The 26,156-nt window shown below is 62.9% G+C and carries 24 protein-coding genes and 1 tRNA gene; 10 read left to right on the forward strand and 15 right to left on the reverse strand.

Annotated features, from left to right (window positions below):
• Window positions 1-401 (forward strand): ATP-binding cassette domain-containing protein (locus WC739_RS06220; protein ID WP_372952145.1); only part of this gene is annotated, 401 nt, incomplete at its 5' end.
• 34 nt (window positions 402-435) lie between these two features.
• Here WC739_RS06220 and WC739_RS06225 read toward each other — a convergent pair.
• The 7 genes from WC739_RS06225 to betI all read right to left on the reverse strand — a co-directional run bounded on the left by WC739_RS06225 (window position 436) and on the right by betI (window position 7,917).
• Entirely contained in the window at window positions 436-747 is a 312-nt protein-coding gene (locus tag WC739_RS06225) for a hypothetical protein (RefSeq protein ID WP_372952146.1), read from the reverse strand.
• Between the two features lie 676 nt (window positions 748-1,423).
• A tRNA-Pro gene (locus WC739_RS06230) sits at window positions 1,424-1,500 on the reverse strand.
• Window positions 1,501-1,618: 118 nt separating this feature from the next.
• Window positions 1,619-3,082 (reverse strand): betaine-aldehyde dehydrogenase, encoded by a 1,464-nt coding sequence (gene betB, locus WC739_RS06235; RefSeq protein WP_372952147.1) that lies wholly within the window; start codon window positions 3,080-3,082, stop codon window positions 1,619-1,621.
• 55 nt (window positions 3,083-3,137) lie between these two features.
• Window positions 3,138-4,790, reverse strand: coding sequence for a choline dehydrogenase (betA, locus tag WC739_RS06240; RefSeq protein ID WP_372952148.1), 1,653 nt, complete (start codon window positions 4,788-4,790; stop codon window positions 3,138-3,140).
• Window positions 4,791-4,793: 3 nt separating this feature from the next.
• Window positions 4,794-5,804, reverse strand: coding sequence for a threonine/serine dehydratase (locus tag WC739_RS06245; RefSeq protein WP_372952149.1), 1,011 nt, complete (start codon window positions 5,802-5,804; stop codon window positions 4,794-4,796).
• A complete protein-coding gene (betC, locus tag WC739_RS06250) occupies window positions 5,801-7,330 on the reverse strand; it encodes a choline-sulfatase (protein ID WP_372952150.1) in 1,530 nt (509 codons plus the stop codon). The genes WC739_RS06245 and betC overlap by 4 nt, the downstream gene beginning before the upstream one ends.
• Window positions 7,327-7,917 carry a transcriptional regulator BetI gene (betI, locus tag WC739_RS06255; protein ID WP_372952151.1) on the reverse strand — a complete coding sequence of 197 codons (591 nt, stop codon included), beginning with the start codon at window positions 7,915-7,917 and terminating at the stop codon, window positions 7,327-7,329. The genes betC and betI overlap by 4 nt, the downstream gene beginning before the upstream one ends.
• A gap of 201 nt (window positions 7,918-8,118) precedes the next feature.
• Here betI and WC739_RS06260 point away from each other — a divergent pair, with 201 nt between their 5' ends.
• The 3 genes from WC739_RS06260 (at window position 8,119) to WC739_RS06270 (ending at window position 10,888) form a co-directional block, all read left to right on the forward strand.
• On the forward strand, window positions 8,119-9,285 hold the full coding sequence (locus WC739_RS06260) for an acetyl-CoA acetyltransferase (protein WP_372952152.1): 1,167 nt from the start codon (window positions 8,119-8,121) through the stop codon (window positions 9,283-9,285).
• Window positions 9,286-9,409: 124 nt separating this feature from the next.
• On the forward strand, window positions 9,410-10,414 hold the full coding sequence (locus WC739_RS06265) for an asparaginase (RefSeq protein ID WP_372952153.1): 1,005 nt from the start codon (window positions 9,410-9,412) through the stop codon (window positions 10,412-10,414).
• Window positions 10,415-10,645: 231 nt separating this feature from the next.
• Window positions 10,646-10,888, forward strand: a complete 243-nt coding sequence (locus WC739_RS06270) for a hypothetical protein (protein ID WP_372952155.1) — start codon at window positions 10,646-10,648, stop codon at window positions 10,886-10,888.
• Between the two features lie 5 nt (window positions 10,889-10,893).
• Here WC739_RS06270 and WC739_RS06275 read toward each other — a convergent pair whose 3' ends face one another.
• On the reverse strand, window positions 10,894-12,270 hold the full coding sequence (locus tag WC739_RS06275) for a TIGR03808 family TAT-translocated repetitive protein (RefSeq protein ID WP_372952156.1): 1,377 nt from the start codon (window positions 12,268-12,270) through the stop codon (window positions 10,894-10,896).
• Between the two features lie 119 nt (window positions 12,271-12,389).
• Between WC739_RS06275 and greA the strand changes: the two genes are divergently transcribed.
• Window positions 12,390-12,863: a transcription elongation factor GreA gene (gene greA, locus WC739_RS06280; protein WP_372952157.1), complete on the forward strand. Its 474-nt coding sequence runs from the start codon at window positions 12,390-12,392 to the stop codon at window positions 12,861-12,863.
• 15 nt (window positions 12,864-12,878) lie between these two features.
• Here greA and WC739_RS06285 read toward each other — a convergent pair whose 3' ends face one another.
• Genes WC739_RS06285 through WC739_RS06295 form a run of 3 tightly spaced genes read right to left on the reverse strand, consistent with a single transcriptional unit; the run spans window position 12,879 to window position 16,646 of the window.
• Window positions 12,879-13,064: an AbrB/MazE/SpoVT family DNA-binding domain-containing protein gene (locus WC739_RS06285; protein WP_372952158.1), complete on the reverse strand. Its 186-nt coding sequence runs from the start codon at window positions 13,062-13,064 to the stop codon at window positions 12,879-12,881.
• Window positions 13,065-13,086: 22 nt separating this feature from the next.
• A complete protein-coding gene (gene scpA / locus WC739_RS06290; RefSeq protein ID WP_372952159.1) occupies window positions 13,087-15,207 on the reverse strand; it encodes a methylmalonyl-CoA mutase in 2,121 nt (706 codons plus the stop codon).
• A complete protein-coding gene (locus WC739_RS06295) occupies window positions 15,204-16,646 on the reverse strand; it encodes a methylmalonyl-CoA mutase subunit beta (RefSeq protein WP_372952160.1) in 1,443 nt (480 codons plus the stop codon). Before WC739_RS06295 ends, scpA begins: the two co-directional genes overlap by 4 nt.
• Before the next feature lie 269 nt (window positions 16,647-16,915).
• Here WC739_RS06295 and WC739_RS06300 point away from each other — a divergent pair, with 269 nt between their 5' ends.
• Window positions 16,916-18,463 carry a helicase HerA-like C-terminal domain-containing protein gene (locus tag WC739_RS06300; RefSeq protein ID WP_372952161.1) on the forward strand — a complete coding sequence of 516 codons (1,548 nt, stop codon included), beginning with the start codon at window positions 16,916-16,918 and terminating at the stop codon, window positions 18,461-18,463.
• A 40-nt stretch (window positions 18,464-18,503) separates the two neighbouring features.
• On the opposite strand, the gene WC739_RS06305 is transcribed toward WC739_RS06300, so the two are convergent.
• Both WC739_RS06305 and WC739_RS06310 read right to left on the reverse strand, forming a co-directional pair.
• Window positions 18,504-19,292 carry a L,D-transpeptidase gene (locus tag WC739_RS06305; RefSeq protein WP_372952162.1) on the reverse strand — a complete coding sequence of 263 codons (789 nt, stop codon included), beginning with the start codon at window positions 19,290-19,292 and terminating at the stop codon, window positions 18,504-18,506.
• Window positions 19,293-19,463: 171 nt separating this feature from the next.
• On the reverse strand, window positions 19,464-20,126 hold the full coding sequence (locus WC739_RS06310) for a haloacid dehalogenase type II (RefSeq protein ID WP_372952186.1): 663 nt from the start codon (window positions 20,124-20,126) through the stop codon (window positions 19,464-19,466).
• A gap of 153 nt (window positions 20,127-20,279) precedes the next feature.
• On the opposite strand from WC739_RS06310, the gene WC739_RS06315 reads away from it, so the two are divergent.
• The 4 genes from WC739_RS06315 to WC739_RS06330 all read left to right on the forward strand — a co-directional run bounded on the left by WC739_RS06315 (window position 20,280) and on the right by WC739_RS06330 (window position 23,416).
• A complete protein-coding gene (locus WC739_RS06315) occupies window positions 20,280-21,158 on the forward strand; it encodes a branched-chain amino acid aminotransferase (RefSeq protein WP_372952163.1) in 879 nt (292 codons plus the stop codon).
• 106 nt (window positions 21,159-21,264) lie between these two features.
• Window positions 21,265-21,867: a superoxide dismutase gene (locus WC739_RS06320; RefSeq protein WP_372952164.1), complete on the forward strand. Its 603-nt coding sequence runs from the start codon at window positions 21,265-21,267 to the stop codon at window positions 21,865-21,867.
• 151 nt (window positions 21,868-22,018) lie between these two features.
• Entirely contained in the window at window positions 22,019-22,456 is a 438-nt protein-coding gene (locus WC739_RS06325) for a cytochrome c (protein ID WP_372952165.1), read from the forward strand.
• A gap of 9 nt (window positions 22,457-22,465) precedes the next feature.
• The gene (locus tag WC739_RS06330; RefSeq protein ID WP_372952166.1) at window positions 22,466-23,416 is read left to right on the forward strand and encodes a c-type cytochrome; all 951 of its coding nucleotides are present in this window, start codon (window positions 22,466-22,468) and stop codon (window positions 23,414-23,416) included.
• A gap of 17 nt (window positions 23,417-23,433) precedes the next feature.
• Here WC739_RS06330 and WC739_RS06335 read toward each other — a convergent pair whose 3' ends face one another.
• Both WC739_RS06335 and WC739_RS06340 read right to left on the reverse strand, forming a co-directional pair.
• Entirely contained in the window at window positions 23,434-23,835 is a 402-nt protein-coding gene (locus tag WC739_RS06335) for an SET domain-containing protein (protein WP_372952167.1), read from the reverse strand.
• A 173-nt stretch (window positions 23,836-24,008) separates the two neighbouring features.
• Complete coding sequence (locus WC739_RS06340; protein ID WP_372952168.1) at window positions 24,009-26,126, reverse strand: S9 family peptidase; 2,118 nt, start codon at window positions 26,124-26,126, stop codon at window positions 24,009-24,011.
• Between the last annotated feature and the right edge of the window lie 30 nt (window positions 26,127-26,156).

Raw genomic sequence — 26,156 nt, forward strand, 5'->3', positions numbered from 1 at the left:
AAGCGTTGCTGGAGGTTGGCCTGGACCCCAACGCCCGCAACCGCTACCCGCACGAATTCTCCGGCGGACAGCGGCAGCGCATCGCCATTGCGCGGGCCATGATCCTGAAACCCAGGCTGGTGGTGCTCGACGAGCCGACCTCGGCGCTGGACCGCTCGGTGCAGAAGCAGATCGTCGAACTGCTGCGCAAGCTGCAGGCCGACCACGAACTCTCCTACCTCTTCATCAGCCACGACCTTTCGGTCGTCCGCGCCATGGCCGACTACATCATCGTCATGAAGCAGGGCAAGATCGTCGAAGAGGGACCAACGGAGGCGATCTTCAGCAACCCGCGGCATGTCTATACGCAGACGCTGATGGCCGCTGCGATCGACGTCACCCGCTTTCGCCTGAGCGCCTGAGGCTGCCGGCAAAGTCGGCTGTCTGCCCGCCCGTTCAGCCCGCTGCGCTCGGGCACTTGCGCGACCGCGCCGCGATGATGGCATCCTGCTGCTGCTTCAGCCGCTCGATCCTGGTCGTTTCTCGGGCTGCGACCGCACCCTTGACACGCGAGCCCCCCGGCACCCAGCGTGGAACGCTGGCGTTCGCGACCTTGCCGCGGGTAACGGCGGTCTGCGAGATGGCGCGCGCATTGTCGCCCAGCGCGCTGTTGAGTTCGGTGCAACTCATGCCGTCGTATTTCGCAGGATTGACCGTTCTGGCCATTGATGAACAGCCCGCGACGAAAAACAGGGCGATGATCAGCATTGACCTGGTCGTTCTCGTTGAAATCAGAGTCATGTCCGCACCTAACGTTCAGCCGCTGGCGAACGTGATCGCAACCAGCGCTGCCCAAACTAGTCTTCTGACGGAAGGTGTCCGGGGGAACAAGCCGCTATTGCCCGAGACGCCAGGATTGTTCGACGCGATCATGCGTCTATCGAGGCGATACGGCCATAGATCGACAATGAAAATTTCCGGCACTCGTGGTCGCCGCTCACTGCGATCCGGGTCTTGATGCTTTTCGGAGCTTAGCCTCGCTATGCAAGGCGCTTCGAAAGCTCGTTATGTCTCGCTACCGATATCCGGCGAGGGCCGCCGCCGTCGGTTTGACCACCAGATGAGGTAGATTGCCCCCATCTTCATGACGGGAACACGCCTGTCCCGCTCATGCGCGCGCAATTCGCGATAGCTCTTCACTTTCAAAGTGCCGCCGGGGAGTTTTATTCGTATCGTCATCGCGGTTCTGTGTGATCGCACGAACAAGCCACGGCACAATACCAAGGCATTGTTGCAGCGCCATGAACATTGCTGTGATCGGTGGCCGATCAAGACGTGTAAGCCCCTAAAGGACATGTCTTTGAGATCAGCCTTGCCCCCGGCGTGAAACCGTCGCGCAGTGCCGGGGTATCGGGAGAAACAGACCACTAAGTGTCTGTTTTTCTGGTCGGAGTGGCAGGATTTGAACCTGCGACCCCCTCGTCCCGAACGAGGTGCGCTACCAGGCTGCGCTACACTCCGTGACCAGACCGCGGGCTTATAGCCGCCATACTCCATTCCTGCAAGCGGCAATGGCAGCCCTTGTGTCGCATTTCGCGGGCCTTCGGCAGCGAGGCGCCTGGCATCCCAGTGGGGCGTCTCAGTATGGGCTGGCGACATCGCCGGTTTCGACGTAGATCGACTTCAATTGCGAATAGTGCGCGAGCGCCGCCAGCGAATTCTCGCGGCCGATGCCGGACTGCTTGAAGCCGCCGAACGGCAGTTCGACCGGTGTCAGATTGTAGGCATTGATCCAGCAGGTGCCGGCCTGCAATTCGGCGATAACGCGGTGCGCGCGCGGCAGGTCGCGCGTGAAGACGCCCGCGGCGAGGCCGAACTCGGTGTCGTTGGCGCGGTCGATCACCTCGTCCTCGCCATCGAATTTCAGCACGCTCATCACAGGCCCGAAAATCTCTTCTCGCGCGATCCGCATCGTGTCGGTGACGCCGGTGAAAATCGTGGGCTCGACGAAAAAGCCACCATCGAAACCCTGAAGCGAAGGCACATTGCCGCCGCAGGCCAGTGTGGCTCCGTCCTGCTTGCCGGTCCCGATATAGCCGACCACCTTCTCATGCTGCGCCTTCGACACCAGCGGTCCCATCTGGGTTTCGGGGTCGAGCGGATCGCCGATGCGGATCTTCTTGGTCCGCTCGACCAGCCGGTCGACGAAGCGATCGTGGATGCCGCTCTGAACGAAGACGCGCGTGCCGTTGGAACAGATCTGGCCGGTCGAATAGAAATTGCCGAGCATGGCGCCGCCAATGGCGTTTTCGATGTCGGCGTCGTCGAAGACGATCAGCGGCGACTTGCCGCCGAGTTCCATCGTCGCGTGCTTCATCTTCGAGCCGGCAAGCGACAGCACCTTGCGGCCGGTCGGCACCGAACCGGTCACCGAGACCTTGGCGACGACATCATGGCCAACGAGGCCTGCACCGACATCGCCATAGCCCTGAACCACGTTGAACAGCCCGTCCGGCAGTCCGGCCTCGCTGTAGATCTCGGCCAGCGCCAGTGCCGACAGCGGCGTGTTCTCCGATGGCTTGAACACCATGGCGTTGCCCATGGCCAGCGCCGGCGCCGATTTCCAACCGGCGATCTGGATCGGGTAATTCCAGGCGCCGATGCCGACGCAGACGCCGAGCGCTTCGCGCCGGGTGTAGGCGAAAGGGCCGCCGAGATCGACGCATTCGCCATTGTAGGCCGCGACCGCGCCGCCGAAATACTCCAGGCAGTCGGCCGCCGAGGGCGCATCCGCCACCAGCGTCTCCTGGATCGCCTTGCCGGTATCCAGCGTCTCGATGCGGGCAAGATCGGCATTGCGGGCCCGAAGAATGTCCGCGGCGCGGCGCAGGATGCGGCCGCGCTCGACCGGCTTCAGCCGCGCCCAGCCCGGCTGCGCGGCCCGCGCGGCCTCGACGGCCAGTTCCAGCACGTTCGGTGTTGCCGAACGCAGCATGGCGATGATCTCCCCGGTGGCGGGATAGATGACCGGCAGCGGCGCCCCTTGCTCATCGTCGATGTAGCGTCCGTTGACATAGTGCGATGCCGTGGGCTGGGCGCGCATGGGAGGTCTCCAAATCTTTCGCGGCATGCGGATCGTGCGGTCGCCCGATCATGCTCTATCTGTCCGATACCTGCCAGCGCGGATTGATCCATGGTTCCTGGTTGGACGGCGCCAGCGGCGTGCGGCCAAGGATGTGGTCGGATGCCTTCTCGCCGGTCATGATCGACGGCCCATTGAGGTTGCCGTTGGTGACGCGCGGGAAGATCGAAGAGTCGGCGACGCGCAATCCGTCGACGCCGATGACCCGGCATTCCGGATCGACGACGCTCATCAAATCATCGGCGCGGCCCATCTTGCAGGTGCCGCAAGGATGGTAGGCGCTTTCGGCATGGTCGCGGATAAAGGCATCGAGATCGTCGTCCGACCGCGCATGCGGGCCCGGCGAGAGTTCTTGTCCGCGATAGGCGTCGAACGCCTTCTGGCCGAAGATTTCGCGCGTCAGCCTGATGCAGTGACGAAACTCGCTCCAGTCGTCGGGATGCGACATGTAGTTGAAGCGGATCACCGGCTTTGATTTCGGGTCTGGTGAGCGTAGCGTCACCGAGCCGCGCGACTTCGACCGCATCGGTCCGACATGCGCCTGGAAGCCGTGCGACTTGGCCGCCGCCCTGCCGTCATAGCGGACCGCGGCCGGGATGAAGTGATACTGGATGTCGGGGTAGTCGACACCGGCGCGCGAGCGCACGAAGGCGGCCGCCTCGAAATGGTTGGTGGCGCCAAGGCCGGACTTGAGGAACAGCCATTGCGCGCCGATCAAAGCCTTCGAAAAGGGATTGAGCACCGAATTCAGCGTGATCGGCTGCAGCGATTCCTGCTGGATGTAGAGCTCCAGATGGTCCTGCAGATTGCGGCCGACGCCCGGCCTGTCGGCCACCACGGCAACGCCATGTTCGCGCAAATGCTCGGCGGGGCCGATGCCCGACAGCATCAGGATCTTCGGCGAGTTGATCGAGGAAGCGGCGACGATGACCTCACGCCGCGCCTTAACGACCTGAATCTGTTTGTGAGCTTCGATCTCGACGCCGACGGCGCGTTGATTCTCGATGATCACCCGGCGCGCGAAACCCTTGAGCAGGCTAACATTCTTGCGCTTGAGAGCCGGCTTCAGATAGGCCGATGCCGCCGACCAGCGGCGGCCGCCGCGTATGGTCTGCTCCATGGGCCCGAAGCCTTCCTGCTTGGAGCCGTTATAGTCGTCGGTCAGTTCGAAGCCTGCCTGGCGGCCCGCCTCGACGAAGGCGCCATAGAGCGGATTGCGCCGCGCACCGCGCTGGACATGCAGCGGGCCGCCGTGGCCGCGCCAGCCATCCTCGCCGCCATCATTGTCCTCCATGCGCTTGAAATAGGGGAGCACGTCGGCAAAACCCCATCCGGCCGCACCTTCCTCGGCCCAATGGTCGAAGTCGCGGGCATGGCCGCGCACATAGACCATGCCGTTGATCGAGGACGAGCCGCCGATCACCTTGCCGCGCGGGGTCGCCAGAACGCGGCCGCCGAGATGCGGTTCCGGCTCGCTGGCGAAGCCCCAGTCATAGAGGCTCATGTTGAGCGGGATCGACAGCGCGGACGGCATCTGGATCAGCGGGCCGATGTCGGAGCCGCCGAATTCGATGACGATGACCGAATGCTTGCCGTCTTCCGACAGCCGGTAGGCCATGGCCGAGCCGGCCGAGCCGGAGCCGATAATGACGAAATCCGCTTCAAGCATGGTTCAGACGCGCCCATCATTGATATGCGTGATGAAATCGGCCAGCGAGACATTGCCACCGGTTGCCACCACGAGGATCGTCTTGCCCTTCACATCGATCTTGCCGCCAAGCAGCGCTGCCAGCGAGGCAGCCCCCGACGGTTCAAGCACCAGCTTCAACCGCTCGAAGGCTATCCGCATGGCGCTGCGCACCGATCGATCGTCGACGGTAATGCCGCGAACGCCGGCCGTCTTGACCGCCGCGAACGGCGCGTCGCCCGGCCGTCGCGACATCAGCCCGTCGCAGATCGACTTCGGGCCGATCGGCATGGTCTCGATGCTGCCCTGCGCCAGTGATGAGCCCATGCCGTTGAAACCTTCCGGCTCGACGCCGATGATCTCGGTGGCGGGTGACAGATAGTGGAAGGCGAGCGAAACGCCGCCGATCAGCCCTCCGCCCCCCACCGAGCAGAACAGAAGGTCCGCACTGGCGACCTTGGCTTCAAGCTGCTCGAGCGCTTCGAGGCCGGCGCCCGCCTGGCCGGCGATGATCTGCGGATCGTCGAACGGATGCAGCAGCGCCAGCCCCTCGGTCTCGGCGATCTCGCGCGCCTTGGCGGCGGCGACTTCCTCACGCGCCCGCTCGCCATGGTCGGTCAGCACGACACGGGCGCCATAGCCTGCCGTGGCGTCTCGCTTGGCGGCCGGCGCATCGATCGGCATGACGATGGTCACGGGAATGCCGAGTGCCTGGCCGGCGGCGGCCAGCCCCTGCGCGAAATTGCCGGAGGAATAGGCAACGACGCCCTTCCTCGCCTCGTCGGGAGAAAGCTGCGTCAGCCGCCAATAGGCGCCGCGCACCTTGAACGATCCGGCCCATTGCAGCGATTCCGCCTTGACGAAGACGCGCGCCGCACCCGTCTCACGAGCCAAGGCAGCCGACTCCAGCAGCGGCGTGATCTGCGTCGCCGTTGATGTGACCGCATAGGCCTGCTGGAGTCGGTCAAGAGAGGGAACGAGCGTGTTTTCCATCATTCGCCTCGCGGATACCGTTTGCTCTCTTCGAGATTGTCGAGGTTCATGTGATTGCGCATGTAGCGCTCCGAGGCTTTCTGCAGCGGCTGGAAATCCCACGGATAGTAGGCGCCATTGCGCAGCGCCGGATAGACGACCCAGCGGCGCGCCTGGCTTTCGCGGACGGCGGCGTCGAAGCCGGCCATGTCCCAGCGCGCCCGGACCTTGTCCATGAAGGCAGCCACCAGCGCCGCATTGGCCGGAGCGCTGGCCAAATTGTCTCGCTCGAGCGGGTCGGACTCGAGATCGAACAGAAGCGGCGGATCGAGCTCGCAATGGACGAATTTGTATTTGCCCTCGCGGATCGCCACCAGCGGCGCGGCGGAACCCTCCGCGGCATATTCGATCAACACCGGCGCCGTGCGAGGCGTGCCGTGGACAAGCGGCAGCAGCGACTGGCCGTCGGTCCACGGCGCGATCGCCTCGATGTCGATGTCGGCGAGGTCGCAGAGCGTCGGTGTCACGTCGAGATTGGAGACCGGTGCCTCGATCAGCCCGGCCGGCACACCTTTGCCGGCGATCATCAGCGGCACCCGCGCCGAGCCCTCGAAGAAGCTCATCTTGAACCACAGGCCACGCTCGCCCAGCATGTCGCCATGGTCCGAGCAGAACAGGATGATGGTGTCGTCGAGCATGCGCGTGCGGCCCAGAACATCCAGCAGTTCGCCGAGCTTGTCGTCGACATAGGAAATGTTGGCGAAATAGCCGCGACGCGAACGGCGCACCTGCTCGGGGGTGATGTCGAAGGACGCATAGTCGCTGGCGCGGTACAGCCTCTGCGAATGCATGTCCTGATCGTCATAGGCGATGAACCCAGTTTCCGGATCCATCGCCTGGCAATGCTCATAGAGGTCCCAATACTGCTTGCGCGCGACATAGGGATCATGGGGATGCGACAGCGAAACGGTGAGGCACCAGGGCCGATGGCTGGTATCGTCCTGGTCGCGCGAAAGCTGGTAGAGTTTCTGCGAGGCCAAGAACACGACCTCGTCGTCATACTCCAACTGATTGGTGGTCTCGGCGACCCCGGCACCGGTCACCGAACCGAGATTGTGATACCACCAATCGATCCGCTCGTCAGGTTTGCGATAATCCGGCGTCCAGCCGAAATCGGCGGGATAGATGTCGGTGGTCAGCCGCTCCTCGAAGCCGTGCAACTGGTCCGGCCCGACGAAGTGCATCTTGCCCGACAGGCAGGTGTAATAGCCGGCGGCACGCAGGTGGTGGGCGAAGGTGGGGATCGACGAGGCGAATTCGGCGGCGTTGTCGTAGACCCCTGTGCGCGACGGCAATTGCCCGCTCATGAACGAGGCGCGGCCCGGCGCACAGAGCGGCGACGCCGTGTAGTTGTTCTTGAATCGGGCCGAACGCGCGGCCAGCGCCTTCAGGTTTGGCGCATGCAGGTACTCCGCCGGCCCGTCCGGGAACAAGGTTCCGTTGAGCTGATCGACCATGACGATCAGGAAATTCGGTCGCTTTGCTGTCACTGGGGGTGCCGCTCGCCAAGTTTGGTTTCAAGATAGTCCTCGACCAGCCGGATCGCCGTTGCCGCGTCGGGCACGCCGTCCTTCAACGCTCGCCGGATGTAGAGCCCGTCGATCAATGCCGCTGTCGTCTCGGCGACGCGATCGGCTTCGCTTCTCGGCAATATGCCGGTCAGCCCGCTCATCAGGTTCGAATGCAGCCGCCGCGCATAGACCCTGAGCAGCCGTCGCAAGGTCGACGACTTCTGCGCCTCGACATAGAAGGCGAGCCAGGCGGCGATGGTTTCCGGCCGGAACTGGATGTCGGAAAAGTTGACGGCGACGACGGCCGAGACGCGATCGCGCGGCGATGCGGCGGATAGCAGGGCGCGCCGCATGTCGATGGTCAACTCGGCGAGGATATGCCGCATCGTCGCCAGCAACAGTTCATCCTTGGCCCCGAAATAATGATGGGCGAGCGCCGAGGAAACGCCCGCGCGGCCGGCGATCTCGGACATCGTCACGTCAAGCGAGCCACGCTCGCCGATCGCCGAGATCGTCGCGTCGATAAGCGCCTTGCGGCGCAATGGCTCCATTCCGATTTTCGGCATGCTGTTCCCGGATTATTGCAGCCGAGATTATTTTTTATTGACGCGTCAATCAACAAAAAAGATCGGCACGATGGCGGCTGTACCAAGCGATTGTCCGGTTACAGCCCCTTCACGACAGGACCGTGATTGTTTATATTTGAACAATAGAGCGAAGTGCGCCTGGACTGCTACGCGGGGAAGGCGCCAAGGAAGGAGACCGCCATGACCGCATGCATCGTTGGCTGGGCGCATTCGCGTTTCGGCAAGCTCGAAGGCGAGACGCTGGAAAGCCTGATCGTCAAGGTCGCCACGAACGCGCTCGATCATGCCGGCATCGGTCCAGACGAGGTTGACGAGATCGTGCTCGGTCATTTCAACGCCGGCTTTTCGGCCCAGGATTTCACCGCCAGCCTGGTCCTGCAGGCCGACGACCGGCTGCGCTTCAAACCGGCGACGCGCGTCGAGAATGCCTGCGCCACCGGATCGGCGGCGGTCAGGCAGGGCATCCGCGCCATCGACGCCAACGCGGCGCGCATCGTGCTGGTGGTCGGTGCCGAGCAGATGACGACGACGCCTGGACCCGAGATCGGCAAGAACCTGCTGAAGGCCTCCTATCTGCCGGAGGATGGCGACACGCCGGCCGGTTTTGCCGGCGTCTTCGGCAAGATCGCGCAGGCCTATTTCCAGCGCTATGGCGACCAATCCGACGCGCTGGCGATGATCGCCGCCAAGAACCACAAGAACGGCGTCGACAATCCCTATGCGCAGATGCGCAAGGATTTCGGCTACGAGTTCTGCCGCCAGGAAAGCGAGAAGAACCCTTTCGTCGCCGGTCCGCTGAAACGCACCGACTGCTCGCTGGTCTCGGATGGCGCCGCCGCCCTTGTTCTTGCCGACACTGGCACGGCGCTGAAGATGCGTCGCGCGGTGGCGTTCCGCGCCAATGAGCATGTGCAGGATTTCCTGCCGATGTCGAAGCGCGACATCCTCGCCTTCGAAGGCTGCGAGCACGCCTGGAACCAGGCGCTGAAGAACGCCGGCGTGACGCTCGACGACCTTTCCTTCGTCGAGACGCATGACTGCTTCACCATCGCCGAACTGATCGAATACGAGGCCATGGGCCTTGCCAGGCCGGGCGAGGGAGCCAGGCTGGCATTGGACGGCTCGACGGCGAAGGGAGGCAGGTTGCCGGTCAACCCCTCCGGTGGGCTGAAGGCCAAGGGCCATCCGATCGGCGCCACGGGCGTCTCCATGCATGTGCTGACCGCCATGCAGCTGGTCGGCGAAGCCGGCGGCATCCAGGTGCCCGGCGCAAAGCTCGGCGGCATCTTCAACATGGGCGGCGCGGCGGTCGCCAGCTACGTTTCCATCCTCGACCGGATCAGGTAAACGGCCCGCATCTAGAGCAATTCCAGGAAAAGTGGGGGCGTTTTTCCGTCCGGAATTGCGTGAAAACAAAGAGTTAGATCAGTTAGCGGTTCTGTGAAACGGTGAACTGATCTAGGGAGGTGTCATGGCGAATCCGGTTCTGGTCGAAGTCCTGCGCGGTGCAATCGTCGAGAGTGCACATCGCGGCGCGGTCGCCGTCTTCGACGGCGACGGCAAGCCGGTCTGGGAAATCGGCGACACCACCAAACCGGTGTTTCCGCGCTCGGCGGTCAAGGCGATCCAGGCCCTGCCGCTGATCGAATCGGGTGCGGCCGATGCCTATGGCTTCGGCAATCGCGAACTGGCGCTGGCCTGCGCTTCGCATTCGGGCGAACCCGCGCATGTCGAACTGGCACGGTCGATGCTGGCCAAGGCCGGGCTGGACCAGTCAGCACTCGAGTGCGGCACGCATTGGCCTTCCAGCCATGACGCGGAGATCGCGCTCGCCCGCGGCGGCGGTTCGCCCAATGCGCTACACAACAACTGTTCCGGCAAGCACGCCGGATTCCTTTGCACCTGCGTACATTCCGGCATCGACCCCCGTGGCTACGTCAAGGCGGGACATGGCATGCAGGAGATGGTGCGTGACGCCATGCAAGCGGTCACCGGCACCGTGCATGGTGCAGACGAGCGGGCGATCGATGGCTGCTCGATCCCGACCTATGCGGTGCCGCTGAGGAGTTTCGCGCTCGGCTTTGCCCGCATGGCCACTGCAACCGGTTTTGGCCCCGAGCGGGCGAAGGCCGCGAAGCGACTGCTTTCGGCATGCATGGCGGAACCGTTCTTCGTTGCCGGCACCGGTCGCGCCGACGTTGCCTTGATGGAAGCCGCCCCTGGCCGGATCTTCGCGAAGGGCGGCGCCGAAGGCGTCCATTGTGCCGCAATTCCGGAACTCGGCCTCGGCATCGCCGTGAAATGCGACGACGGCGCCAGCCGCGCGGGCGATGCGATGGTCGCTGCCGTCCTCGCAAAATTGCTTCATGCGGACGAGGCGCTGTCCGCGAGGTTGCTTGGACTGGCGAATGAAGCGATAGAAAGCCGGATCGGCGCCAAGGTAGGTTCGTTGCGACCAACGGCGGCGATTGGCTAGCCGATGCGTCCGCTACTTAACTGTTGAACAAAAATGCGCTTGGTGATTCGTCTTGGTCATTTAAATTCGATGTCTGGCTTTTGCGAATTTTCAGGCATTTAAGTATAAGTTCGCACTAAATTCCAGATTGCGAGCGGCATTGTGTATCACCGAATTGCACTTGGCCTCCTATACGGACTTCTTTTTACAGGCTTGTCGCTTTTATCCTTTAGCGAGCGGACAGCGCATTGGGTGGCCGACAATGCGGGTCTGAAAGCCATGCTTGCGTGTGTGTTGGCCTACATCGGTATTTTGTGCGGCTTGGTCTGGGCCATCAATAAAATCAACAAGGCCTTTCCGACGTTGGATCTTCCGTCTTCGAGTGCTCATTTCGAGCACGCCTGGTTCGTGAAGCCTGTGGTAGTCGATGTGGAATCGGACGTCTCTGCCGAGAAGTCGCCGCCAATAAAACGCGAGAAGCCGAGCGAACGCTGACTATTCTAGCTGACCTTGTTGCGTTCAACCGTCAGATGCGGATAGCCGGTATCCGTTGATTTGGCGAGGTCGCCGGTCGCCGGCTCGGCCCAGCGCTGGCCGACAATGGCGCCGTGCAGTGTCCCATCGATGACATTGTCCGAGATGACCGCCGTGCCGGCGCCTTCAACCACGCTGACGACAATGCCCGTTCCGGCCTTGCGGATGATGTTTCCCATGGCGACGACGTTGCGCAGATACGGCCCCCAGCCGATCTGCATGCCATAGAGCGGTGCGTTCTCGACGACATTGCTGGAAACAGTGGTGTCGGCCTCGACGCTGATGCCGACGCCAAACCCGGGCGGATCGGCGGGGTAGGGGCCGCTTGTCGACAGGTTGCGCACGATGTTGCCCGTGCAGACACCCATGCGGCCGCCTTCGTTGAAGTTGACGATCGAGATGCCGTTGGCGGCGCCATCGACGATGTTGTTGCTGATGATGGCGCCTTCGAACGAGAATTCGGAATAGATCGCGGTCTCGCCGGAGCGCGAGCAGGTGTTGTCCGATATCCGCAAATTGCCGGAACTGTTGGCACGGATCGCCGAGAAGGCGCAGTCGGAGACGACATTGCCCGAAATGACGACGTTTCCGGCGCGGAAGGCATTGATGCCGTTGCCGTTTTGACCGGTTCCGCCGCTGCGCGCGCCGATCCGTTCGACACGGTTGCCGGTGACCATCGTGCCGTCCTGCGCCGCCTGCCAGCGGTGCACCAGGATGCCGCCATTGGCACAGTCGCTGACCGTGTTGCCTGAGATCGCCAGCCCGCCGGCCTCCACCGAATAGATGCCGGCATCCGCGGCCCCCGATACATCAGAGCGCTCGATCCGGCCTGCCACCCGTTCCAGGGCAAGTCCGTTCTTGCCGCTGCCGGTTACCTGGCAATTGTCGACGACGAGATGCGCGACCCGCCGCAGATCGAGCAGTCCCTGCGCGTAATCACCCATCGGGCGGTTCGTGCCATCGAAGACCAATCCGGTGAGTTCGATGTGGCTGGCCTGTTCGGCCATGAACAGATGGCCGTCGCCGCCATAGACGATCCGCGTTGCGCCCGGCACGCCGGAAAGCCGCACGCGGCCGGGCAGCGAGAGGTTGGAGACGACATAAGTACCTGGCGGCAGGAACACCGGCATATCGCGGTCGTTCGCATCGCGCAGCAGCCTGGCGAAGGCTTTGCTCTGATCGTCGAGGGTGCCGGGTTGGACACCGAGTTCGGCGGCGTTGATCGAACCGCGCATCGAAGCTTTTTCGATTCCGGACAGATTGGCAGCCGCCACCTTGCCAAGGGAAAGGCCCAGGACGGCAAAGCCGGCGGTACCGACAAGCAGGTTTCGTCTGTTCAACATTGGCACGGGACCCCGGCATTCAGCCTGAGATCCGCAGGAATCGTGCCAGATGTTGGCAATTCGGCGCGGCTCGGCGCGGATGGCTTGTGAAGTTTGCCCGTCAGGCCTAAGTTTGGCGGATGAGCAGAGCTTTTACCCGCGAAGAAGACAGCGAAAACGCCATTGCCGGCATTGGCGAGCGGCCGGTGAGCCAACACCGTAACCTGGTGACTGAACACGGCCTGGCACAGATCGAGCAGGCCCTGACTGAGTTACGCGACGATCTCGCCAAAGCAGAGAAGAAAGCCGATCGCGAACGCATCGCGTTGGTGTCGCGCGACTTGCGCTACTGGACCGCCCGACGTGAGAACGCCGAACTGTCCGTGCCGGAGCCGGGCAGCGATCTGGTGCGCTTCGGCATGGGCGTCACGCTGGAAGGTGATGACGGCAAGAAGGTCCACTGGAAAATCGTCGGCGAGGACGAGGCCGATCCGGCCAAGGGTACAATTTCCCACGTCTCGCCAATGGCGGTCGCCTTGTTCGGCAAGAAGGTCGGCGACGTGGCGAGCGTCAACGGCAAGGAATGGGAAATCGTCAAGCTGTCGGATGCCTGACGCCAATGTGCTTCCCTACTTGGTCAGCCTTTGCAAGGCAGTCTGATACTTGTCCATCACATCACGAGCAACGCGCATCTGCCGTTGGACGTCGTCGCTCCCCACCGGACTGACAACGATGCCGTCATCGGTTTCGATGACCTGGAGTTGATCGCCGACTTGCAGGTTCAGGCTGTCGAGTGTTTTCCGTGGCAAGATCACGGCGCCTGATCCGTCGTCGAGCTCAGCCCGCCAGCAGCCTGTCCAGCAAGCGGTCCGCCGCTTCCGGAATGACAGTGCCCGGCGGGAAGATTTCCGCCGCTCCGGCTTGCAGCACCGCTTCATAGTCTTGCGGCGGGATGACGCCGCCGGCCACGATCAGCATGTCGCCGCGTCCGAGCTTTTTCAGCGCATCGCGCAACTCGGGGATCAGCGTCAGATGTCCCGCCGCCAGCGACGAGGCGCCGACGATATGGACGTCCTGCGCCACCGCAAGCCTGGCGATCTCCTCCGGTGTCTGGAACATCGCGCCGACGGTGACGTCGAAACCCAGATCGGCGAAAGCCGTGGCGATGACCTTCTGCCCCCGGTCGTGGCCGTCCTGTCCCATCTTGGCCACGAGGATGCGCGGCTTGCCGCCGAACTTTTTCTCGAAGGCATCGAGCTTTTGCTGCAGCCCGTCGACCACCGCATTGTCGCCAAGCGTCTTGCGATAGACGCCTGAAATTGTCTGCACCGTGGCGACATGACGGCCGAAGGCCTTCTCCAGAGCCATCGAAATCTCGCCCACCGTGGCGTTGGCGCGTGCGGCGCGGATGGCGAATTCAAGCAGATTTTCATTGCCATGCGCAGCACGGGTCAGCGCGTCGAGCGCGCCTTCGACGGCGGCGACATCGCGCGTGCCTTTCAGGCTTTGCAGCTTCGACAATTGCCGGGCCCTGACCTCGGCATTGTCGATCTTCAGCACATCGACCTCGATGTCCGTCCCCGGGCGATAGGCGTTGACGCCGACCAGCATCTGCTCGCCGGAATCGATGCGCGCCTGGGTGCGGGCGGCGGCTTCCTCGATGCGCAACTTTGGAATGCCCTGTTCGGTCGCGGCCGCCATGCCGCCGAGCGCCTCGACCTCCTCGATATGGGCAAGCGCCCGCGCCGCCAAGTCATGAGTGAGCCTCTCGACATAGGCCGAACCGCCCCACGGATCGATGATGCGCGTCGTGCCTGATTCCTTTTGCAGGATGAGCTGCGTATTGCGGGCAATGCGCGCGGAGTGGTCGGTTGGCAGCGCCATTGCCTCGTCGAAGGAATTGGTGTGCAAGGACTGCGTGTGGCCTTGAGTCGCCGCCATCGCCTCGATCATGGTGCGGATGATGTTGTTGTACGGGTCCTGCGCCGTGAGCGACCAGCCCGATGTCTGGCAATGCGTGCGCAGCGACAGTGAGCGCTCGTCCTTCGGCGAGAAATTCTTCGCCATCAAAGTCGCCCACAAGAGGCGGGCGGCGCGCAGCTTGGCAACTTCCATGAAGAAGTTCATGCCAATCGCCCAGAAGAAGGACAGTCGCGGCGCGAAGCGGTCGATATCGAGGCCGGCGGCTACACCGGCACGGGCGTATTCGATGCCGTCGGCGATCGTATAGCCGAGCTCGAGGTCCGCCGTCGCGCCTGCCTCCTGCATGTGGTAGCCGGAGATCGATATCGAGTTGAACTTGGGCATGTTCTTCGACGTGTAGGAGAAGATGTCCGACACGATCCGCATCGAGGGCTTTGGCGGATAGATATAGGTGTTGCGGACCATGAACTCCTTCAGGATGTCGTTCTGGATGGTTCCGGCGAGATCCTTCTGGGCGACGCCCTGTTCCTCAGCCGCCACGATGTAGAGCGCCATGATCGGCAACACCGCGCCGTTCATCGTCATCGACACCGTCATCTCATCGAGCGGAATTCCATCGAACAGCTGGCGCATGTCGAGAATGGAATCGATGGCGACGCCGGCCATGCCGACATCGCCGGCAACGCGCGGATGGTCGCTGTCATAGCCGCGATGCGTGGCGAGATCGAAGGCGACCGACAGGCCCTTCTGGCCGGCGGCAAGGTTGCGCCGGTAGAAGGCGTTGGATTCCTCCGCCGTCGAGAACCCGGCATATTGCCGGATGGTCCAGGGCTGCTGGACATACATTGTGGGGTAGGGGCCGCGCACGAAGGGCGGCAGGCCGGGATAGGTATCGAGATACGGCAATCCCTTGAGGTCGCCCTCGGTATAGAGATGCTTGACGACAAGGCCTTCGGGCGTTGTCCGCTGCCCTTTGACATCGACCTGCGCGCGGCGTGGCGGCACCCAGCCGATTTGACTGAAATCGGGTATCAAGAGCTGGCTCCGAGGGATTGGTCGATGCGGACGGGAAACAGGGGTTCGCAGACGGCGACCCCTTCGGTGAAGGGTGGCCGCCGTTCCGCCGCCAGGGTCTCGACCGGACGCTCGTTTTTCAGGGGATAGAGCGTCGTGCCGATGATTGCCCGCTCGCCTGACCGGTAGGCCTCGTTGCGCCGCGCGGCGGCGGCATGAACGCGGGCCTGGATATGCCCGTCCTGGAGGCTGGACAACACCCCGCCCTCGGCCTCGATCGTCTGCAATTGCGCCCAGGCCGCTTCGCATAGCTCCGCGGTCAGGGCTTCGACAGCGCCGCAGCCATGGGCAGGATCGGCGACATGATCGACATGGCTTTCATTGGCCATGATCAACTGCGCGTTGCGGGCGACCCGGCGGGCAAACCCGGTCGGCAGGCCGTGCGCGGTCGTGTGCGGCAGGATGGAGATCGAATCGGCGCCGCCGGCCGCCGCCGCGAAGCCGGCAATGGCGGTGCGCAGGATGTTCGTCTCGGGATCCGACACCGTCATCATGCGAAACGAAGTCTCCGCATGGATGTTGGCAGTGGAGCTGGGGATCGAGCAGGCCTCCTGAACCCGCGCCCAAAGCCTGCGCAGGGCCCGCACCTTGGCCATCGACAGGAATTGGTCCTGGTCGACGCTGAGCGCGAAGCCGATGTGAGGCGCGGCGTAGATAAGCGGCTGCCGGGCCGTCTCGAACATCCTGAGATAGGAGACGGCCGAAGCGAGCATGATGCCAAGCTCTTGCGCCTCGGTGGCGCCGGCATTGTGAAACACACGCCCATCGGCCTCCAGCACCACGCCGGGAACACCCATCGAGAAGAAATGCGCCAGCGATTGCGGCATCGATGCCTGCAAAGCCTCGATTGACATGCGCAACCGGCCGGTTCCGGCGAAGATCGCCGCCGGATCGATGCCGAAGGAGAGGTTGAGCTTGGCCGGATCGGACCGGCGTTTGCCTAGAAACGCCACCAGCCAGTCGGCGACAGCGCGGCTCCAGGGATGGGCATCGATGCGGATCTGCACGCGGTCGAGGGGTATGCCGTCCAGCACCGTCTCCAGCGCCTGGGTGGTTCTCGGCAGACCATGGCCGAATGCATTCGGGGCGCCTTCGAAGACGAGCGACAGGCCCGTCGCGCCCTGGGTAACGTCTTCCAGCGCTTGGGCCTTGGCGCGGTCGATATCGGGATCGTCGACACGCTGGCTGACGATCCACGGCGACAGCGGATTGGCGCGCACGATCGGGTCCGACCCGGTCGCACGGTCGTAGAGCGGCTCGACGCGAATGCCGTCATCCGTGCGCGAGACCAGCCTTTCCTCGAACGATGCGCCGGCCAGCGCCTTTTCCGCCAGGGCCATCCAACGCTGGCGCTCTGCGTTCACGGGTTCAGCATCCTTGGTCAAGGCTCCGGCGCCCATCCGTTTTCCTCGTTTTCTTGCAGCCGCACCAGGCGATGCGTCAGTCTACGGGTCCCGGTTCATTACCGCAATGCAATGCAGTCTCCATGACTGAAATCGATCCCCGGTTTAGGGGCGGCTGCCTGCCTGAACGATTGCCAAACACGTGCGAAATCCGCAAGCTTCCAAAATCCGATTTCGAGGATTGGCATTGTCGCTCTGCGGCAGGCTGACTATACCTGCGGCGAGCCCTGGTTTTAGAGACAAATAGCATTGCGGAGAGCGTACATATGGCTGACGACACCAGCATTTTCATTGGCGCCAGCCGCAAGCCGGACGACAGCTACCAGCGCGCCGAGCAGTTGCTGCTGCAGTATGGCAACCGCCACGGCCTTGTGACCGGCGCCACCGGCACCGGCAAGACAGTCACCTTGCAGATCCTGGCGGAAGGATTTTCCAATGCCGGCGTGCCGGTGTTCTGCGCCGACATCAAGGGCGATCTCTCCGGCATTGCCATGATGGGCACAGCCCAGGATTTCCTCGTCAAGCGGGCGCAACAGGTCAGGCTCGACCCCTACGACTTCCAGGAATTTCCCGTCATCTTCTGGGATCTGTTCGGGGAGCAGGGCCATCCGATCCGCGCCACGGTCTCGGAGATGGGCCCATTGCTGTTGTCGCGCCTGATGAACCTCACCGAGGCGCAGGAAGGCATCATGAACATCGCCTTCCGCCTGGCCGACGAGGAAGGCCTGCTGCTGCTCGATATGAAGGACTTGCAGGCCCTGCTCGCCAACATCGCAGACCGCGCCGACGAACTGGGCTCGCGCTACGGCAACGTGACCAAGCCTTCCGTGGGAGCCATCCAGCGCACGCTTCTGGTCCTCGAGCAGCAGGGTGCGGCGCATTTCTTCGGCGAGCCGGCATTGCGCATTGCCGACATCATGCGAACGACGCGTGATGGTCGCGGCGCCATCAGCGTGCTTGCCGCCGACAAGCTGATGATGAACCCGCGCCTCTACGCGACCTTCCTGCTATGGCTGATGTCGGAACTGTTCGAAGTGCTCCCGGAAGTCGGCGATCCTGACAGGCCGAAGCTGGTGTTCTTCTTCGACGAGGCGCATCTCCTGTTCGATGAAGCGCCGAAGGTTCTGATCGACCGCGTCGAACAGGTCGTCCGCCTGATCCGCTCGAAAGGCGTCGGCGTGTATTTCGTCACCCAGAACCCCTTGGACATTCCTGAAAAGGTCCTGGCCCAGCTCGGCAATCGCGTCCAGCATGCGTTGCGCGCCTATACGCCTCGTGAACAGCAGGCGGTGAAGACGGCGGCCGAGACGTTCCGTCCAAATCCCGATTTCGACTGCATGACCGCCATTACCCAGCTCGGCACCGGCGAAGCGCTGGTCTCGACGCTGGAGGCCAAGGGCATTCCGTCCATGGTGCAGCGCACGCTGGTCCGCCCGCCGTCCTCGCGCCTTGGTCCGATAACGCCCGACGAGCGCCGCCGGCTCATTCAGGAAAGCCCTGTCGCTGGACAATACGACCAGACCATCGATCGCGAATCAGCCTTCGAAATGCTGCAGAAGAAGGCCAGGGAAGCACAGGATTCCGAAGAACAGGGGCGGCAGGCGGGCACCGGCGGCTCGCGCTGGACCATTCCGGGCTTCGGCACTGACGATGACAAGCCGGAGTCCAGCGGCAGGCGCGCACCGGCGCCGCGCCCGTCCAATCGGCAAACAGTGGCCGAGGCCGCGATCAAGTCGGTGGTTCGATCCGTCGGCTCTTCCGTGGGCCGGGCGATCGTGCGCGGAATCCTGGGCAGCCTGTCCCGCGGACGATGAGACCGGCTTGGAGTCGGCGAACGGCCACTCCGGCGCCGGCTCAGAAGACAGCGTCGTCCGGCACGCCGGCGTCGATCGGGATAGCGCGGCGGTTGGCCGTCGCCACGTTTGCCTGACCAATATCGGCGGTGACAATGACCGGGGTCTTCGACGGAACACGATCGTAGAGATCGATGATGTCCTGGTTCATGAAGCGAACACAGCCTGACGAGACCGACTTGCCGATCGACCTCCATTCCGGAGAGCCGTGCAGGCGGTAGAGCGTGTCCACATTGCCCTGGAAGAGGTACAGGGCGCGCGCGCCGAGCGGGTTCTTCAGGCCGCCGGGCATGCCGCCATTGTCGGCGCTGTATGGCTTCAATTCCGGTTGCCTGGCTATCATTTCATCCGGCGGGGTCCATTTGGGCCACTTCTGCTTCCACTGGACGACGGCGTCGCCGGACCATTCGAAGCCGGCACGGCCGAGACCGACGCCGTAACGGATCGCCTGGCCGCCGGGGCGCACCAGATAGAGATGATGGCCTGTCGTGTCGACGACGATGGTGCCGGGCTGCTGGCCCGTCGGATCGGGAACGATCTGGCGCAGGTACTGCGGGTCGATCTTCTCGAACGGTATGGCCGGAAGGTCGAAGCCGCCATCGCTGACTGCGGCGTACATCGTCGCATAATCCGGCAGAGGCGGTTCGACATAGGCCGGCGGCGGTGGTTCGACCGGTCCCGGACCGGTGGTGGCGCATGCTGAAACCGCAATCGAGGCGGCGCCCAATGCCGCGGCATTGAGGAAGCCGCGGCGGCTCAGGCGGAAAGTTTCGATTTCGGTTATGGACATGTTTGCCTTCTTTAGGTCGCAAATCGCAACAAAGCGTGAATTCGCCGACCGCTGTTGCCGGTGCTGACAACACCTGGCGGGATAGGCGGTTCCGATTCTGGCCCGAACGTGGGCAAAGAAAGGCGAAGCTGTGACCGCACGGCCACTGTGGCATCGATGCCACAGAACGGCCTAGCCGCCGGATACGAGCGCGTCGAGGGATGGCAGGATGAGGGCAGGCGGGAAATCCCGGTACTCTTCGGGCTGGTTGGAGCGGTTTATCCACACCGTGCGAAATCCGAATTTGGTGGCTCCCGCGATGTCCCAGCGGTTGGAGGACTGGAAGGACACCGCGGCCGGATAGAGGCGCCAGCCGGTGGCGACCATGTCGTAGACCGACGGGTCGGTCTTGAATCGCCGCACCATGTCGACAGAATAGATGTCGTCCAGAACCTGATCGAGTGCGGCGGACTTGACCGCCGCCTGCAGCATCTCGGGCGAACCGTTGGACAGGATTGCCAGTCTGGCTCCCGAAGCCTTCAGCGCCTTGAGTACAGCCGGCACTTCCGGATAACAGTCCAGCCGCCAATACGCGTCCAGCAATGTCGCCTTGAGGCTTGGATCGGCGGTTGGAACCTTGCGGAAGGCGAAATCGAGCGCCTGCTCGGTCAACTGCCAGAAATCCACGTAGGCGCCCATCAGCGTGCGCACCCAGGAATATTCAAGCTGCTTGGCCCGCCAGGTTTCGGACAGCAGCTGGCCATCCGGCCCGATCTTGTCGGCGTGGCGACGCACGGCGGCATGCACGTCGAACAACGTGCCATAGGCGTCGAAAACATAGGCGGCGTATTGCATGGCGCTGTTTTGAGGCGAGGCGGCACAAGGTGCAAGCCTTGATTGCATCGCACCGCCGCTGGCCTCAAGAAAAGTCCCTCATGCCGGTTGACGGCGCCCGCCAAAGCATCTTCCAATGGCTGTCACACGAGACCGACCGGACGGGACAACGCGATGACACTGGCGACTGCGGCGCAATCCACGACATGGACTTTCGTCGATGGCGATTGGCACGAGGGCAATGTCGCCATTCTGGGACCGCGCAGCCATGCCATGTGGCTTGGCACCAGCGTGTTCGACGGCGGCCGCTGGTTTGAAGGCGTGGCGCCGGACCTCGAACTCCACGCCGCAAGGGTGAATTCATCAGCGATAGCGCTGGGCCTCAAGCCGTCGATGACCGCCGACAAGATCGTCGGTCTGACCTGGGATGGGTTGAAGAAATTCGATGGCAAGACAGCCGTCTACATCCGGCCGATGTATTGGGCCGAGCATGGCGGCTACATGGGGGTGCCGGCCGATCCCGCATCGACCCGCTTCTGCCTCTGCCTATACGAATCGCCGATGATCCCTCCATCCGGCTTTTCGGTGACCGTGTCGCCGTTCCGGCGGCCGACCATCGAGACCATGCCAACCAACGCCAAGGCCGGTTGCCTCTACCCCAACAACGGCCGTGCCATTCTCGAAGCCAAGATGCGCGGCTTCGACAATGCGCTGGTGCTCGACATGCTGGGCAATGTCGCCGAAACCGGCACCTCCAACATCTTCCTGGTCAAGGACAGCCATGTTCTGACGCCGGCGCCGAACGGCACGTTCCTGTCCGGCATCACCCGCTCGCGCACGATGACACTGCTTGGCGAATATGGGTTCAAGACGACGGAAAAGACGCTGTCGGTGCGCGATTTCCTGGAAGCCGATGAGATCTTTTCGACCGGCAACCACTCCAAGGTGGTGCCCATCACCCGCATCGAGGATCGCAACCTGCAACCCGGTCCGGTAGCCAAGAAGGCGCGCGAACTTTATTGGGATTGGGCGCATTCGACTTCCGCCGCGTGAGCGGATAAAAAGGCCGTCGACGCTTCATCCCGGAGTTGTCCCAACCCATTCCAGACCTATCTTAGTCCGGTATCGACACCGGATTTTCCACGAGGGAGTACCGTCCATGGCTTTTGAATTGCCCGCTCTGCCTTATGATTATGAGGCGCTGCAGCCCTACATGTCGAAAGAGACGCTGGAGTATCACCACGACAAGCACCACAAGGCGTATGTCGACAACGGCAACAAGCTCGCCGCCGAGGCGGGTATGGGCGATCTGTCGGTCGAAGAGGTGGTCAAGCAGTCGTTCGGCAAGAATGCCGGGCTCTTCAACAACGCCGCCCAGCACTATAACCACATCCATTTCTGGAAGTGGATGAAGAAGGGCGGCGGCGGCAACAAGCTTCCCGGCGACCTGCAGAAGGCTTTCGACAGCGATCTGGGCGGCTATGACAAGTTCAAGGCCGACTTCATCGCCGCCGGCACCACCCAGTTCGGCTCGGGCTGGGCCTGGGTTTCCGTCAAGGACGGCAAGCTGGCGATCTCGAAGACGCCGAACGGCGAGAACCCGCTCGTCCACGGCGCGTCGCCGATCCTCGGCGTCGATGTCTGGGAACATTCCTACTACATCGACTATCGCAACGCCCGTCCGAAATATCTCGAGGCGTTCGTCGACAGCCTGATCAACTGGGATCACGTGCTGGAATTGTACGAAAAGGCGAAAACCTGATCGATCTCAAGAAAGGCCCCGGCATTCCCGGGGCCTTTCTTTTTTGCGCAGAGGACTCGTCGGCCGAAAAAAGTCGGATCCGAAGGAATAACCCGCCGGTTGCATCCGTTAACGTCCTGTCCCGAAATGCCTTCATCATGGAGCCTACTGAATGAGAAAGCTTGTTATCGCCATCTCTATGCTCGCACTCGCGGCATCGGCGGCCTTTGCCGACCCGGTCCTCGACCGGCAGGCTCTGATGAAGGAACGTGGAAAGATCGTCGGCGGCCTGTCGAAAGTCGTCAAGGGCGAAGAGGCCTATGATGCCGCTTCCGTGCTGGCGCAGCTCCAGGCGCTGCAGGCCAATGCCGAGAAGTTCGACGTCGACACATTGTTTCCGGCCGGCAGCGACACAGGCGACACCACCGCCTCGCCGAAGATCTGGCAGGACATGGCGGGCTTCAAGGCCGCCGAGGACAAATATCTCGCCGACGTGAAGGCAGCGGTCGCCGCCGCCCCCGCCGACGTCGATACGTTGAAGACGCAATTTGGAGCCATCGCCTCCAATTGCGGCACCTGCCACCAAGCCTATCGGGTGAAGAAGAGCTGATAGCTGGCAATGGCCTTGCTGAAGAAACTCGTCGGCGCCCTGGTCATCCTGGGCGGCATCGGAGCTGCTGCCGGTTGGGTGCTCTCGGCGCCGGTAAGGCTCGACAGCGAGGCCGTGGCCAAGCTCGGACCCGGCGATGCGACCAGGGGCAAGCGCATCTTCTACGCCGGCGGCTGCACCTCCTGCCACGCCAAGCCGGGCTCGCAGGGCGACGCGCGGCTTCAACTCGTGGGTGGTCTCGAGCTCAAGACGCCGTTCGGCACCTTCGTTCCGCCCAACATCTCACAGGATCCCAAGGATGGCATCGGCGCATGGTCCGTCGAGGATCTCGCCAATGCGATGCTGAAGGGCGTTTCGCCATCAGGCGAACATTTCTATCCGGCGTTCCCATACACGTCTTACGCCCGTATGAAGCCGGAAGATATCGCCGACCTTTATGCCTTCCTGAAGACGCTGCCGGCCGTGGCAGGCAAGGCTCCCGGCAATTCGCTGGCATTCCCCTTCAACATCCGTCGCGGCATCGGCCTGTGGAAGCTGCTCTATCTCAGCGACCAGCCCGTTATTGCCTTGAGCGCGGGCACGCCCGATCCGGTGCTGGCGGGGCGTTACCTCGTCGAGGGGCCAGGCCACTGCGGCGAATGCCATACGCCGCGCGACCTTGCGGGCGGCACGAAGCGGGGTGAGTGGCTGGCCGGAGCCGTCGCCGCCGAAGGCAGCGGCATCGTCCCCAACATCACTTCGGGCGAGGGCGGGATCGGCGACTGGTCGCAAGCCGACATTGCCAATTACCTCGAAACCGGATTCACGCCGGATTTCGATTCGGTCGGCGGGGCGATGGTCGACGTCCAGCGCAACATGGCCGAGTTGAAACCTGAAGATCGCGCCGCCATCGCAGCGTACCTCAAGGCAGTGCCCCCGCATTCAAACGGCTATCCGGCACGCCAGAAGACGGCAAACTAGGAAAATATTGAAGCCGCTCAGCTGTCGGATGGCAGGTGGCGGTCGCCCAGGAAGTCGAAACCCGTCTCGAAGAAGTGGTTGTAGTTGCAGGTCAACTCTTCGCCTGGCGCGATGTCGCGCAGTGCGAAAGTTTCCTCGGGCAAGGAGACGTCGCAGTTCGGCTCGTCGGCATGGTTCATGTAGCGCGCATCGTCGGCTTCGAAAACGATGAAGTTCGGGTCGCGCCGGTCGGGGTAGGCGTAGCGGTCAAGATAGCTCTTCACCGGACCGCTTTCACCCTCATAGACATCGACCTCGATGATCCGGTCGAACCGCGGATCCAGCTTCCAGACCAGCGTGCCGCGCGAAATGGAGTTCTTGGCGAAGACACCGATACCTTGGATGGGCGATTTGTCGAGATAGGTATCGACGAGCAGCATGGCGGATCCTGGTGACTGAACTGGCTGTGGCGGCTTTGAAAGCCGCGCATTGGGTAGCCTGAGGACATAGCGATTGCGAGCGGAAAATCCGCTCGCAATCGTGATTTCACCCCGAAAATCTATTACTGGCTTGCAACGCCGGGAGCGTCGCGAAACGCTTCGAACGCAGGGCTCTATCGGCTCACGGCATGATCCGCCTTGGCGGTCACCTTCAGGGCGAAGGAATAGGTGTAGGCGATTTCTTCCAGCCGGGAAAAACGGCCGGATGCGCCGGCATGGCCGGAGTCCATGTTGATCTTGAACAGCACCGGATTGTCGCCGCTCTTGCGCTCGCGCAGCCGCGCGACCCATTTGGCCGGTTCCCAATAGGTGACGCGTGGATCGGTGAGACCGGCGAGCGCCAGGATCGGCGGATAGTCGAGCGCGGCAACGTTGTCGTAGGGCGAGTAGGCGGCGATCGTGCGGTAATCATCCTCGGAGGCGATCGGGTTGCCCCATTCCGGCCACTCCGGCGGCGTCAGCGGCAGGCTGGCGTCGAGCATCGTGGTGAGCACATCGACGAACGGAACCTCGGCGATGATGGCGCCGAAAAGCTCCGGCGCCATGTTGGCGATCGCGCCCATCAGCATGCCGCCGGCGGAGCCGCCTTGCGCCACGATCCGGTCGTGGGCCGTGTAGCGTTCCGCGACCAGATGGCGTGCGACGGCGATGAAATCGGTGAACGTGTTCATCTTGTTCTGGCGCTTGCCGTCGTCATACCAGCCATAGCCCTTGTCCTTGCCGCCGCGCACATGGGCGATGGCAAAGACAAAGCCACGGTCGACCACCGAGAACCAGTTGGTGTTGAAGGCGGCCGGTATGGTGATGCCATAGGAGCCGTATCCATAGAGCAGCAATGGCGCCGATCCATCCAGCGGCGTATCGCGATGATGCAACAGCGAGATCGGCACCAGTTCGCCGTCGGCGGCGGGCGCCATCAGCCGTCTTGTGACGTACAGGTCCGGATCATGGCCGGACGGAACTTCCTGGGTCTTGAGCAGCATCCGCTCGCGGGTGCGCATGTTGTAGTCGAACACCTGAGCGGGCGTCGTCATTGACGAGTAGGAGAAGCGCATGATCTCGGTGTCGTACTCGTAGGAACCCGAAAGGCCGAGCGAGAACGCCTCTTCGTCGAGAAACAGAAGATGCTCCTCACCGCTCTTGCGGTCATGGACCACGATGCGTGGCAGGCCTTCCTTGCGTTCGAGCCGGACCATGTGGTCCTTGAAGCCGATCACCGACAGAATGAGCCGGCCCGGCTCGTGCGCCACCAGTTCCCGCCAGTTGGCGCGCACCGGATCAATCGCCGGCGCCGTCATGATCTTGAAATCCTTGGCGCCGTCGGCATTCGTCAGGATGAAGAAGATGTCTCCGCCTTCCTCCAGGTCATATTGCAGCCCGATCTCGCGCGCAGCGACAAGTTTCGGTTCGGCGAATGGGTCGCTGGCGTTCAGCAGGCGGTATTCCGAAGTCTCGTGATCGTTGATGCCGATCATGATCCATTGATTGCCGCGGGTACCTTCGACATCCATGAAGAAGCCGGGGTCGGTCTCTTCGTAGATCAGCCGGTCGCTGTCCTGATCTTGTCCAAGCGCATGGAACAGCACCTTGGACGGCCGGTGGTTGGGGTCGAGCCGGGTGTAGAAAAACCCGTCATTGCCAGCGTTCCAGACGCCCGATCCGCCGGTATCGGGGATCTGGTCCGCCAACTCCTTGCCATCGGCAAGGTCGCGCACGCGAAGCGTGTAGAATTCGGAGCCCTTGTCGTCGAAGGCCCAGAGCAGCTTGCCATGGTCGGCCGAGTGATCGACGCCGCCGAGGCGGAAATAGGCCTTGCCCTCGGCCTCCGCGTCGCCATCGAGCAGGATCGCCTCGTCGCCCCCGTCCCGGGGCGTGCGGAAATAGCGCGGCTGCTCGCCGCCGAGCTTGAAGGACGATCCGTAGGCATAGGGTCCGTCCTTCATCGGTACGGACGAGTCGTCTTCCTTGATGCGGCCTTTCATTTCCTTGAAAAGACGCTTCCTAAGGTCTTCCGTGTCGGCCATCAGCTTTGACTGATAGGCGTTCTCTGCTTCCAACTGGGCGCGGATGCCGGGATCGAGCAGCGATGGATCACGGAACACTTCCTGCCAGTTGTCCGCCCGTAGCCAGGCATACTCGTCACTGCGGGTGATGCCGTGATGCGTGTCGGTGGCCGGCCGTTTCTCGGGCGCTGGCGGACTGACGATGGGAAATGCGGAACTCATGGTCATTTTAACTCTGGCTTCTACAGGGCAGTCTCA

The sequence above is a fragment of the Mesorhizobium sp. genome (assembly GCF_041661565.1).
In the GTDB taxonomy this organism is placed as follows: domain Bacteria; phylum Pseudomonadota; class Alphaproteobacteria; order Rhizobiales; family Rhizobiaceae; genus Mesorhizobium.